A 12,445-nucleotide genomic window follows, 5' to 3' on the forward strand; every position below is an offset into this window, starting at 1 on the left:
CATGGTTACCATCACAGCGATTTCCCAGGCTGCCGAAGTCAGCCGGGCCATAGCACCGGCGGAGGCCAAAAGTCCGGAAGCCAAGGCGCCGCCGGCCGCCCCGGACAAGCCCGGCACCGGCGTCCCATCGCGCGTCCCCCGACGCCTGCTCATTCCGCTGGCGGCAGTCGGCGCGGCGGCCACACTCGTCCTCGCGACTTCAGCCCATTGGAATACTTGGGTGGGAGCGGCCGCAGTCCAGACCACCGACAACGCCACGGTGCATGCCGAGATGAGCCGGTTGAGCGCCCGGGTGAGCGGCAATGTCAGGCGCGTCCTGGTGCGGGATTTCCAGCGCGTCAAGGCCGGCGACCTGCTGATGGAGATCGAGCCGGCGGACTATGACGCGGCCGTGGCGCAGGCCAAGGCGAGTGTCGCCGCGGCCCAGGCCACGCTCGACAATCTGGAGAATCAGAAGGCGCATCAACGCGCCGTCATCAGTCAGGCCGAGGCGCAGCGCCGCTCCGCCATCGCCCGCGAGCTGGAAACGCGGCAGGAGCTGGAACGGCAGGACCAGCTGCTGCGCGGCGGCGTCGCCGGCACCAAGCAGCGGCTGGAGCAGGCCACCGCCGCGCACGACACCGCCGGCGCCGCGCTGGCCGCGACTGAAGCCACGATCGAGGCGCAGCGCAGCCAGCTCGAGATTCTGAACGGCGACGAGAATCTGCTGCGCGCAAAACTCCGCGCCGGCGAGGCGGACCTCACCACAGCGCTGCTGCGTCAGGGCTATACCCGCATCGTGGCGCCGTTCGACGGTGTCGTCGGCGAACGCATGGTTCAGGAAGGCAACTACGTCAATGTCGGCACCAATCTGATTGCCGTCGTGCCGCTGCCGAACGTCTATGTGGTGGCCAATTACAAGGAGACGCAGCTGACGCATGTGACGCCGGGCCAGCCGGTCGACGTCACTGTCGACACGTTCCCCGGCGTGGTGCTGCGCGGCAGCGTCGAGCGCATCTCCCCGGCCAGCGGATCGACCTTTGCCCTGCTGCCGCCGGACAACGCGACCGGCAACTTCACCAAGGTGGTGCAGCGCATCCCGGTCCGCATCGAGTTCGATCCCGGCCAGCCGCTGGTCGAGCGGCTGCGGCCGGGAATGTCTGTGGTCACGCACATCAAGATTGCCGGAGAGGCGTCATGACCAGCGCAACCATCAGCAGCGGCCCGGATTCTGCCAGCCACACTTCGCACCGCCCGCTGCTCGCCGTCGGAGCCGTACTGCTCGGCGCCTTCATCGCGAGCTTCGACGTGCGGCTGTTCGCGCTGGGCCTGCCGGATCTGCGCGGCAAGTTCGGCCTCAGCTTCGACGAGGGGGCATGGCTGACGACGGCGTCGACCGCGCCGCAGATCCTGATCGCCCCCGCCGTCGCCTGGCTTGCCACCGTGTTCGGCTTGCGCCGCGTCCTGATCGGGCCGAGCCTGCTCTACATCGTCGTATCGCTGGCGATTCCGTTGGTTCGCGACTACCAGATGCTGCTGGCCCTGCACCTCGTTCGCGGCCTGCTGCTCGGCATCTTCGTCCCGGCGACGATCATGATCGTGCTGCACAATATGCCGATGAAATGGTGGATCGTCGGCCTCGCCGCCTATTCCTTCCGGCTGTCGTTCACCGGCAACGCCGGCGTGTCGCTGGTGGGCTTCTATGTGGATCATGTCGGCTGGCAGTGGCTGTATTGGCAGGACGCCGTGGTCGCCTTGCTGATGGCGCTGCTGACCTGGCTCGGCACGCCTGCGCAAGACGTCAATCGCCAGCTGATGGCGCAGGCCGACTGGGGCGGCATGCTGCTGCTCGGCGCCGGCCTCGCCTTGATCTACGCCGGCTGCGACCAGGGCAACCGGCTCGACTGGTTCGAATCCGGTACCGTGACCGGGCTGATCGTCGCCGGCGGCGCGCTCGTCTTCGCCTTCCTCGTCAACGAGGCGCTCGTTCCGGAGCCGTGGGCGAGCCCCACGGTGCTGTTCTCGCGCAACGTCGCCTTGGTGCTGCTGACCATGATGACCTACATGGTCACCAGCCTGTCCAACACCATGCTGGTCCCCAACTTCCTGACCGTCGTCGTCGGGCTTCGGCCCGAGCAGATCGGCCAATTGTTTCTGCTCTATGTGGCCTTGCCGCTGCTCATCGCAGTGCCCGCCGCCGTTTGGCTGCTGCGCCGGATCGATGCCCGGATTGTAGTGCTGCTCGGGCTGACGAGCTTCGCGATCGCTGCCTGGATGGGCACCCGCATCACCCAGGAATGGGCACCGGCGAATTTCATTCCGATGGCGCTGGTGCAAGCGGTCGGCCAGGGCCTCACCTTCACCGGCCTGCTGATCTTCGTGCTGTCGAATGCCAACCCGGCACGGGCCACCGCCTTCGTCGCCTACATCCAAGTGATGCGCCTCGATGTGATCGAGATTGCGGTGACGGCGATGACGACCTGGCTGCGCGTGCGCCAGCAGGTCCATTCGAATCTGATCGGGCTGCACGTGTTTGCCGAAGACGGCGAGGTGACGCGGGCGCTGGGAGCCCTGACCGGCAAATTCGTCCAGCATAGCGCCGCCGCGGAGACGGCGCTGGCGCGCGCCATGGGCACGATGGCATCGCTGGTGCGGCGTGAAGCCAATGTGCTGTCGATCATCGACGGCTTCCAGGTTGCCTTTTGGGCCGCGATCATCGGGCTGTTGCTGGTCAGCCTGATGCGAGCGGCGCCGCCCGGCCCGCTCACACCGCCGATCCCGGCCAATGGCAGCGGGAATGCACATTAGAGCTATTTCCGCTCCGATCGAAGCAACGCGAGCGAAGCCAGATAGGTGATCTCGACGATGAAACGGATAGCGTGAAGTTGCGATCGAGCAACGACTTCGAGTCGACGATAGGAATTGTCGACCGTGAGGGCATGCGCACGGAAGGCGCGGAACGACAAACTTCAGAAAATGACTCCGGTGACAGATTCTGACTGTGAAGTCAGCGGCTCACGCACGCCTGACTCGTGAAGCTCTTGTTAATCGCACCACGCAAACGAACATGAGCGACCTAAGCTTGGCTCATCCTTCGATCCAGAGCCGAGGTCAAACCTGCCAGAATAGAGGTCTAACATGTCGAAACAGATTCATGACCACCTAGCCGATCTTCGCGCGGGGCTTTTGAATCACCCCATCTACGTGGAGGTAGCTTCCGTCGAGGATCTGAGGCGATTCATGGAGGATCATGTCTTCGCCGTCTGGGATTTCATGTCGCTGCTGAAGCGGCTGCAGCAGGACCTGACATGCACAAGAGTGCCTTGGTTTCCCGCGGACAATGCGCGGGCTGCGCGCTTGATCAACGACATCGTTATCGGTGAGGAGACAGATGTCGATCTGGACGGCTCCTATGTCAGCCACCTCGATCTCTACCTCCGCGCCATGGCGGACGTCGGCGCCAGCACCCGTCAATTCGAGGCGTTTCGCTCACTGGCGCGGGTCGGTTCGTCGGTCGAAGGGGGGTTGGCGCGGTCTGGCGTGCCGCCGCATGTCCGAACCTTTGTCGCGCATACCATGACGCTCGCCCAGTCGGGGTCGACGGAAGAGGTTTTGGCGGCATTTTTCTACGGCCGCGAGGACATCATTCCGGAGATGTTCAGCAGGCTGCGGAAGACGCTCCCCGGCATGAAGCACGACAACGCGCGCTTGCGTCACTTCATCTACTACATCGAGCGGCATATCGAGCTCGACGGTGACAGCCATGGCCCAATGGGGAGGGAACTGCTCGACGGCCTGGTTGCGGATTCGCAGCCACGGAACGAACGCGCGCTGCGCGCTGCATGCAACAGCATCCGGGCGCGGATCGAGCTTTGGAACGGCACCTTAAGCACCCTTCGAGCCGCCCGCGCCGCGTAGCTAACTGCGTCGAAGTGAGCCCTCTGCTCAGTTCGGAATTGAGGCAGAGGGCAATCGGGCCCTGATGAGGCTCGATGCAAGACAGCTGCCTGCAAAACCGCCTGCGCTACGCAGCATGATGTCCGCTCCGGGTTAGCCCCGGACGGTCGCTGCCGAGACCGTGTTCTAGCCCTTCGCCGGGCTCGGCACGCCGCCGAACAACTGCTCCTGCTCGGCGCGGGCGGCCGCGACGATGCGGCTCGTCGCCGTCTCGATCTGGTCGCGGACGCGGGTCATGAATTCGTCGCGCGGCAGGCCCGGCGGCAGCGGATCGAGGAATTCGACCACCAAGGTGCCGGGATAGCGCATGAAGGTGCGGCGTGGCCAGAACAGGCCTGAATTGAGCGCGACCGGCAGGCACGGCACGGCACTCTCGGCATAGATCTGAGCGACGCCGGCCTTGTAGGCGGGCGGCGCGCCCGGCGCGGTGCGGGTACCTTCCGGGAAGATCACGAGCTGGCGACCGCGCTGCACCTCGGCCGCCGCCTGCTTCAGCGTCTTGATCAGCGAGCGCGGCCCGCCGCCACGCTCGACCGAGATCATGCCGGCCTTCTTCAGCAACCAGCCGAACACCGGGATCATCATCAGCTCGCGCTTGAGGATGAACAGCGGGTGGTCGAAGAAGCGCACCAGCGCAAAGGTCTCCCAGAACGACTGGTGCTTAGAGGCAATGATCAGCGGCCCTTGTGGGATTTTCTCGACGCCGCGGAATTCGATCCTGATGTTGCAGATCACGCGCATCAGGAACAGGCTGATGTCGGCCCACGCCGCCTGCAGCGCCATCAGGGCGCCCCGCGGCAGCAGCAGCGTCGGGATCGCGACGATGCAGAGCAGCACCAGCACGACATAGAACAGCACGTTGAAGATGAGTGAGCGCAGGAAGATCGAAGTCATCTCAACACAATCCCTCTACACCGTCATTCCGGGGCGATGCGAAGCATCGAACCCGGAATCTCGAGATTCCCCGATACAACAATTGTGTATCTGAGGTCTGGTGCTTGCGCACCATCCCGGAAAGACGGTGCCGGACATTATCAATTCGCCTGCGCGGTGGCGGGGCGGCGCGGCACTGCCGCCGGCTCGCCGAAATCGGAGGCCAGGTCGAGCCCGATATCGGCCAGCCGCACCCGCACCTCGGCGGCGACGTATTTGGCGTACTCCGATAGCAAGAGACGGAAGGTCGCGCCACTCGTCCACCACGGTTCGTCGCGCCATTTCTCGCCGATCACGGCGAACGGGATCAGGGTGACGTCGGGCATCGCATGCGACAGTTCCACGATCGCGCGCGGCATGTGGTAGTTGGAGGTCACCACGATCAGCGACTTGAAGCCGCGCTCGCGCGCCCAGCGCCGCGTCTCCGCCGCATTGCTGCGGGTGTTCACCGCGGAGCGGTCGAGATCGACGCAGCAGCTCATCAGCCGCTGGCGGTCCGGCAGCGAACGGGAGATGTCGCTGGCGGCATTGGTCGGATGCACGCCCGAGATCAACAGCCGCTTGCCGTAGCCGGCGGCGAGCAGCTCCATCGCGTCCGAGACCCGCGACGAGCCGCCGGTCAGCACCACGATGCCGTCGGCGGTCTGCGGCGGATCGGTCTCCACGCCGCGCAGCTGTGAGAGGAAGCCGACGAAGCCGATGCCGGCCGCGACAAAGGCCAGCGCCAGCGGCACGACGATGACGGCACGCAGCCAGCCCCGCGGGCGCGCGGCACGGCCGTTCGGCAACGTATCGTCGGTCTCCAAACTCATGTGATGCGGTAGTCGTCCTTCCCCCTCAGGGATTCTAATGCATGAACCATCAAAGTGGAAACCCGGTTTTGCCGCGGCAAGGGCGGCGCCGCCGCGCGCCGGATCACGCTCCGACGCCGCGGTCAGTCGATGTCGTCGAGCGTCGCGAACAAGGTGCGCCGTGACGCCCATGCAGTGATCGCGCCGATCAGGACCGCCTGCAGCGCCAGCACCAGATAGCCGGACGGCCGCAGCGAAAATGTGCCGAGCAGCGCCGCAAACTGGTCGCCCACCGGGGTGCCGGAGAACCAGTTGGCGATCGATTCAGAAAAGCCGAACGCCAGCATCGCCGCGCCGCCGCCGATCAGCCCGCCTTCCAGCCCGAGCCGAAGGAAGTGCCGCAGAAAGCGGTTGGCGATGTAGCTGTCGCCGGCACCGACGAAATGCAGCACCTCGACGATCGGCCGGTTGGCCGCCATCGCGCCGCGGGTGGCGAACGACACCGAGATGATGGTGGCGATGATCACGAGGATCAGGATGCCGACGCCGGCAAACACCGTGGCGCCGGTCATCGAGCGCATCCGCTCGATCCAGGCGCGGTGATCGTCGACGCTCGCGCTCGGCGCCGCCTGCGTCACCCGCGCGCGCAACGCGGCGAGGTCGAGCGTGGTGCCCGGCTGCACCCGCGCCACAATGACGCGCGGCACCGGCAGATCGTCGATCGAGAGCCCGCTGCCGAGCCACGGCTCCAGCAGCTTTGAGGATTCCTCCTTGCTGAACGGGCGAACCTCCAAAATGCCGGGCTGCGCCCGCATCGCCTCCACCACGGCCTGCGCATCGCGGTCGAGATCGCGGCCCGGTGAAGGCCGCACCTGGATGGTAATCTCGCTTGCGACCTCCGACTGCCACTCCGCGGCCGACGCGCTGACCAGCAGCACGGTGCCTGTGGTCAGCGAGGCGAGGAAGGTCATGATCGCGACCACCGCGACCAGCGCGCGGCCGGAGATCGAGGCGCGCGGCACGATCGGCGACATGTTGCGCGCGGTGGCCGGGACCTGCGGGCGTTCGCGCCCGAGATCGACCAGCGGCACCTTCTCGTCGCCATCCTTACTCATAGATGTGCAGCCGTCCCTGGTGCAGCACCAGCCGCCGCGCCTCGTATTGATCCATCAGCGTGATGTCGTGGGTCGCGATGATCACCGCGGTGCCCGACTTGTTGAGCTCGATGAACAGCCGCAGCAGCCGCCGCCCGAGCGTCGGATCGACGCTGCCGGTCGGCTCGTCGGCGAGCAGCAGTTGCGGCCGCGAGATCACCGCGCGCGCGATCGCCGCGCGCTGCTTCTCGCCGCCGGAGAGGATCGGCGGCAGCGCGTCCATGCGCTCGCCGAGCCCGACCCATTTCAACAGGTCGATCACCTCGCGGCGATAGCTGGATTCGTCGCGGCCCATCACACGGAACGGCAGCGCGACGTTCTCGTAGGTCGTCATGTGGTCGAGCAGGCGGAAATCCTGCAGCACGATGCCGATGCGCTTGCGCAGGTCGGCGACCTGGTCCTTGCTCAGCAGCGAGACGTCATGGCCGAACAGGTTGACCAGCCCGCGGGTTGGCCGCAGCGACAGGAACAACAGCCGCAGCAGCGAGGTCTTGCCCGCGCCCGACGGTCCGGTGAGGAACTGGAACGAGTGCGCCGGCACCGTGAAAGAGAGGTCGCGCAGAATCTCCGGGCCGAGCCCGTAGCGAAGACCGACATGTTCGAACCGAACCAAGCGCTAGCTCCGTCCGAGAGGGCCGAGAGCCCAACACCTCACACAAGCGGCCCCCGGGCCGGCCGACCGGCCGCGAACCGCACAGAAGGGTTGTGCTTCGGTTATGGTTTCCGATTCGTTAACGGTCGCTAAGTAGCATCCGGGCAAAGTCACGGTGGAGATTCGGCTCCATGCCTATCGTTTGCCCGTATTGTACAACATCCTACGCCATCAAGGCGTCGACCCTGGGCGAGGCCGGGCGTACCGTCCGTTGTTCCCGCTGCAAGGAGACCTGGCTGGCCCGGCCCGGGGACGTGGTCGAGGAGGCGGCGGTGCCGGCCATGGTGCCTTCCTTGGCGACCGCCCAGCAGTCCGGCAGCTCGGACCTTGCCGCCGAATGGGAGGCGATGGGCCGGCATGAGGATGCCGCCGAGACCCCCGTGGTCGATAGCCCCTCGATCTCGGCCGACTGGCCGGCCGAGGGCAAGGACGCGGCCGACTGGCCGGCGGTGGCCGAGGCGGATGCCGCCGCCCATGCCGATGCCGCGACGGCCGGCAGCAAGCGCCGCTTCGCCCTGCCCCGGCTGTTCCGCCTGCCCTCGCTGCCCCGGATCCCCTTCATGCCCGTGGTCGGTACGCTGCCGACCGCCTGCGCCGCGATGGGCGCGTTGATCATCGCGCTCTTGGTCTGGCGCGGCGACGTGGTGCGGCTGCTGCCGCAGACCGCACTGTTCTACAAGATGGTCGGGTTCGACGTGAATTTGCGTGGGCTGGCGTTCAAGGACCTCAAGATCACCAACGAGACCGTCGACGGCAAGCCGGTGCTGGTGATCGAGGGCGTGATCGTCGGCCAGACCCGCAAGCCGGTCGAACTGCCGCGGCTGCGCTTCGCGGTCCGCGACGCCCAGGGCGCCGAAATCTACGCCTGGAACGCGGTGCTGGAGCAGTCGGTGCTCAACCCCGGCGAACGTGCCTTCTTCAAGTCGCGCCTCGCCTCGCCGCCGCCCGAAGGCCGCAATATCGACATACGCTTCTTCAACAAGCGCGACCTCACCGGCGGCCACGTCTGAGGGCGGGCCTGACATTTCGGGAACTGATCAATCGCCATGACGCGTGTCCTGATTGCCGACGACGAAGACTCCATGCGCTCGCTGGTGGCGCGCGCCATCGCCATGGACGGCCACGAGACTGTGACCGCGCAGGACGGCGCCGAGGCGCTGGAGGTGCTGACCCGCGACGAGGGCGCGTTCGACCTGCTGCTGACCGACATCCAGATGCCGGTCATGGACGGCATCGCGCTGGCGCTGACCGCGGCACGCGACTTCCCCGCGCTGAAGATCCTGTTGATGACCGGCTTCGCCCATCAGCGCGAGCGTGCCTCCGGCCTCGAGGCGATCGTGCATGATGTGGTGACGAAGCCGTTCTCGGTGGCCGACATCCGCACCGCCGTGGCCGACGCGCTGGCGGCGAGGAAGAGCGCTTAGTCCAAAACCCGTCACCCTGAAGTTCCCCGTCATCCTGAGGTGCGAGCTCTTGCAGCGCAATTGCGCTGCTGGGCGAGCCTCGAAGGATGCACGGCCCAGCTGGTGGCCGTCGATCCTTCGAGACGCGCGCAAGTGCGCGCTCCTCAGGATGACGGTGATGGTTGGGTGCGCGTGGCATGCCCCGCGAAGGCAGTACGCCGCGGCCTCTCGACTCAATCACTGACGTCTCTGGAATACTGGATCGCCCGGTCAAGCCGGGCGATGACAGCAGAGAGCGGCGGCTGCGCTCAATAATCCTTCAGCAGCCGCTCGATGTAGTCGAGCTCGAGCTGCGGGCGCGCGGGGTCGGCGAGGCGGCGGCGCAGCTCTTCGAGAATGCGGCGCACGCGCTGCACGTCGATCTCGCCCGGGATCTTCACGGTGTGGTCGTCGAGCTCGCGGCCATGCAGCGGCCGGCCCAGCGGGTCGGTCGAATTGCCGGCGCCTTGGCGGCGGCCGTTGGGATTGCCGGGCTGATCGCCAGGCTGGTCGCCTTCGCCCGGCTGCATCGCGTCGGCGACGTCCTTCGCGCCCTTGCGCAGTGCGTCCAGCGCGCGGCCCTGCGAATCCACCGCGCCGTCGGCATTGCCCTCGCCGAGCCGCCCCGAGGCGTCGCCCATCGCGGAATCGGCCTGATCGAGCCCGTCGCCGTCGTCACCCTGGTCGCCCTGATCACCCGGATCGCCTTGCTGGCCCTGCTGCTGGTCGCCGCGCTGGCCCTTCTGCCCCTTCTGGCCGCGCTGCTCCGGGCCCATGCCGCGCTTGGCGAGCTCTTCCTGCAGCTTCTTGAGGCGGTCCCGCAACGCCTGCTGGTCCTGCTGCAGGTCGCCCATCGACTGGTCGCCCTGCTTGCCGCGCATGCGGTCGCGCCGCGAATCCTGGCCCTGCTTGAAGGTCTTGTCGCGCAACTGCTGCTGCTTGCGGATCATGTCGTTGAGCTCGTTGAGCGCCTGCTCCATGCCGTCGTCGCCCTGCCCGGGCTGCGCCATCTGCAGGTTCTCCAGCATCTGCTGCAGCTGCTCGAGCAGTTGCCTGGCGGCCTCCTTGTCGCCGGAGCGCGACAGCCGCTCCAGGCGATCGAGCATGTTCTTCAGATCCTGCTGGCTCAGCACCTTGGCATTGGGATCGAGCGGCCGGGCGAGCTGCTGCGGATTGTTGCGGTTCTGCTCGACCAGCTGGCGCAGGAAATTGTCCAGCGCCGCGCGCAGGTTGTCGGTGAGCTTCTTGATTTCCTCGTCGGTCGCGCCGCGCTCCAGCGCCTGTTTCAGCGCGTCCTGCGCCGCGCGCAGCGCCTTGTCGACGTCGCTGATATTGCCGTCCTCGATCGAGACCGCGAGCGCCCACAGGCTGGCGACGACCTCGCGCAGCTGGTCGTCGGTGCGCGCCGCCTCGAGCTGGTGGCTGACGCTGTAGAGGCCGAGATAGTGACCGGCTTCCGGCGTGAACATTTCCGGCGCGATCATCAGCGCCTCGAGCGCGGCGAACACCTGGCCGTTCTGGTTGGCATCGAGCGCCAGGATGCGACGCTGCTCGATCAGCGCCCTCGGCAAGGGCTTGGTGAACAAGCGCTCGGGCAGGCGCATGTTGAACGGCTCGCTCTTGGCCTCGTTGCCCGCCTCATCCTTCGCCGTCAGGGTCAGCGTCACGTCGGCGCCGGCATAGGGATCCTCGCTGAGGTCCTTGACCATCTGGCCGACGCCGTTGCGGGTGCGCGCATTGGGCAGCACCAGCGCGAACTGCGGCGCCTCGAACAGCGGACGCGGCGCCGCCGCCTTGCCGGCATCGTCCTTGCCAGCAGTCTTGCTGTCGTTCTTGGCGTCGTTCTTCGCATCGTTCTTGGTATCGTTCTTGGCATCGCCCGGACGCGCCGCGAACTGGGCGCGGGCTTCGGTGACGCCGTAATCGTCCTCGAGCTTGTAGGACAGCTGCAGCGAGCCGCGGGACTGCCGCTCCGGATCCTTGGCCAGCGCGATCGACGGCGGACGGTCGGGGGTCGCGGTGAACCTCCACAGCGGCTGGCCGGTCGGGGCGCGGACATGCGCGGTGCCATCGGCCGCGATCTTGAAATGGCGCTCGTTGGTGCCCTTCGGCGCCTGTTCGCCCGGCGCGATCTCGGTGACGCCGCCGCCGACCACGACGTCGATGGTGCCGCCGCTGGAGCGCACCAGGAGCGTAGAGCCGGCCGGAACCGCGAGCGGGCCGCTGTCGGCCGCGGCAGCATCCTTGTTGGCGTTGGACAGGATGATCGGCGGCTTGCCGGTGTAGTTCGGCGGCGTCACCCAGGCGTCGACCCGGATGTTGGTCGGCGTCATGATGCCGTTCCAGTCGAACGCGGAGGCGATGCGCAGGCCGCGCTCGTCGCCGGCCGCGACATAGGTTGCGACCAGCATCACGATGACCAGCGCGCGCAGCGCCCAGGGATCATGCAGCGAGAGCTTCGGCTTCGGCAGCCCGGCGCGGATGCGCCTGATCGAGGCCAGCGTGCGCTCGCGCTGCGCCTGCCACAGCGCGACCGCAAACGGATCCTGCGTCGTCAGCGTGTCGGACAGTGTGGTCGCCGGGCGGTGACGGACGCCGGCGCCGCGGTCGAGCCGGCTCAAACCCTCTTCACGGCTCGGCCAGCGGAAGCGCAGCATCGGCACCAGCATGGCCAGCGCGGCAATCGCGAACAGCGCGGTGCCGGCCACGCGTGCGACAAACGGCAGCACGAGCCACAGCCCGGCCCATGACGCGACCAGAAATAGACCGGCGACCGTGAGGAACCGCGCCAGATGCGGCCAGACCCGTTCCCACGCAATCGCTAATTTTGCCCGTTCAAGAGCCTGCGTCAGTTTCAGGCGCGCGATCGCGTCGCTGGCGCGTGAGGGGTCTGACGGGTCGATGTTGGCACCGCTCAATCAAATCTCCGGGTTACCGGCAAGGGAGCCTAGCACAGCGGCGCCAATGAGGCACCTGTTCCAGGGCGTAACCCACACCGGGAAATACGCATAACACGAAGGCGTGACTGCGGCGGTGCGACCCCGTAACGTCCCGGCCCGAACCGTCGCATCAACGCATGAGGGAACATCATGGACCAAAAGACGCACGACAAGGGGCTGGAAATCCGCAAGGCGGTGCTCGGCGAGGCCTATGTCAACAACGCGCTGAAGAACTCCGACAGCTTCAACAAGCCGTTTCAGGAACTGGTCACCGAATATTGCTGGGGTGCGGTATGGGGTCGCGAGGAGCTGCCGCGCAAGACCCGCAGCATGCTCAACCTCGCGATGATCGCGATCCTCAACCGGCCGCACGAATTGCGGGCGCACATCAAGGGCGCGCTGACCAACGGCGTCAGCCGCGACGAGATCCGCGAGATCTTCATGCAGGCGTCGATCTACGCCGGCATCCCCTGCGGCGTCGACAGCTTCCGCATCGCGCGCGAGGTCTTCGCCGAGCTCGACGGCAAGGCGTGAGGCCTCCTCGTCGTCCCGGTGAAGGCCGGGACGACATCGAGCTTGCGGCAGCGGCCTTCGCGCA

The 12,445-nt window shown here is 66.8% G+C and carries 11 protein-coding genes; 6 read left to right on the top strand and 5 right to left on the bottom strand.

The genetic code is table 11. The features are described from left to right. The first annotated feature begins 1 nt into the window (after window position 1). The 3 genes from CI41S_RS06805 to CI41S_RS06815 all read left to right on the top strand — a co-directional run bounded on the left by CI41S_RS06805 (window position 2) and on the right by CI41S_RS06815 (window position 3,897). A complete protein-coding gene (locus tag CI41S_RS06805) occupies window positions 2-1,180 on the top strand; it encodes an HlyD family secretion protein (protein WP_139857943.1) in 1,179 nt (392 codons plus the stop codon). Further along, window positions 1,177-2,787 (top strand): MFS transporter, encoded by a 1,611-nt coding sequence (locus CI41S_RS06810; protein ID WP_139857945.1) that lies wholly within the window; start codon window positions 1,177-1,179, stop codon window positions 2,785-2,787. The genes CI41S_RS06805 and CI41S_RS06810 overlap by 4 nt, the downstream gene beginning before the upstream one ends. Before the next feature lie 330 nt (window positions 2,788-3,117). Continuing rightward, a complete protein-coding gene (locus tag CI41S_RS06815; protein WP_139857947.1) occupies window positions 3,118-3,897 on the top strand; it encodes a DUF3050 domain-containing protein in 780 nt (259 codons plus the stop codon). Window positions 3,898-4,062: 165 nt separating this feature from the next. On the opposite strand, the gene CI41S_RS06820 is transcribed toward CI41S_RS06815, so the two are convergent. From CI41S_RS06820 to ftsE, 4 genes are all read right to left on the bottom strand, one after another. Then, window positions 4,063-4,830 carry a lysophospholipid acyltransferase family protein gene (locus CI41S_RS06820; RefSeq protein ID WP_139486756.1) on the bottom strand — a complete coding sequence of 256 codons (768 nt, stop codon included), beginning with the start codon at window positions 4,828-4,830 and terminating at the stop codon, window positions 4,063-4,065. Between the two features lie 140 nt (window positions 4,831-4,970). Further along, window positions 4,971-5,681, bottom strand: coding sequence for a YdcF family protein (locus CI41S_RS06825; RefSeq protein ID WP_139857950.1), 711 nt, complete (start codon window positions 5,679-5,681; stop codon window positions 4,971-4,973). A gap of 122 nt (window positions 5,682-5,803) precedes the next feature. After that, window positions 5,804-6,775 (bottom strand): cell division protein FtsX, encoded by a 972-nt coding sequence (locus tag CI41S_RS06830; protein WP_139857953.1) that lies wholly within the window; start codon window positions 6,773-6,775, stop codon window positions 5,804-5,806. Then, a complete protein-coding gene (gene ftsE / locus CI41S_RS06835; protein WP_139486759.1) occupies window positions 6,768-7,427 on the bottom strand; it encodes a cell division ATP-binding protein FtsE in 660 nt (219 codons plus the stop codon). Before ftsE ends, CI41S_RS06830 begins: the two co-directional genes overlap by 8 nt. 170 nt (window positions 7,428-7,597) lie before the next feature. On the opposite strand from ftsE, the gene CI41S_RS06840 reads away from it, so the two are divergent. Both CI41S_RS06840 and CI41S_RS06845 read left to right on the top strand, forming a co-directional pair. Further along, window positions 7,598-8,476 carry an MJ0042-type zinc finger domain-containing protein gene (locus CI41S_RS06840; RefSeq protein ID WP_139857955.1) on the top strand — a complete coding sequence of 293 codons (879 nt, stop codon included), beginning with the start codon at window positions 7,598-7,600 and terminating at the stop codon, window positions 8,474-8,476. Window positions 8,477-8,512: 36 nt separating this feature from the next. Then, window positions 8,513-8,890 (top strand): response regulator, encoded by a 378-nt coding sequence (locus CI41S_RS06845; protein WP_139486761.1) that lies wholly within the window; start codon window positions 8,513-8,515, stop codon window positions 8,888-8,890. A gap of 287 nt (window positions 8,891-9,177) precedes the next feature. Here the strand turns inward: CI41S_RS06845 and CI41S_RS06850 are convergent, their stop codons facing one another. Next, a complete protein-coding gene (locus tag CI41S_RS06850; protein ID WP_139857957.1) occupies window positions 9,178-11,826 on the bottom strand; it encodes a TIGR02302 family protein in 2,649 nt (882 codons plus the stop codon). Between the two features lie 171 nt (window positions 11,827-11,997). Here CI41S_RS06850 and CI41S_RS06855 point away from each other — a divergent pair, with 171 nt between their 5' ends. Continuing rightward, window positions 11,998-12,381 (top strand): carboxymuconolactone decarboxylase family protein, encoded by a 384-nt coding sequence (locus CI41S_RS06855; RefSeq protein ID WP_139486763.1) that lies wholly within the window; start codon window positions 11,998-12,000, stop codon window positions 12,379-12,381. Window positions 12,382-12,445: the final 64 nt, after the last annotated feature.

The organism is Bradyrhizobium ivorense, from assembly GCF_900696085.1.
Lineage (GTDB): Bacteria > Pseudomonadota > Alphaproteobacteria > Rhizobiales > Xanthobacteraceae > Bradyrhizobium > Bradyrhizobium ivorense.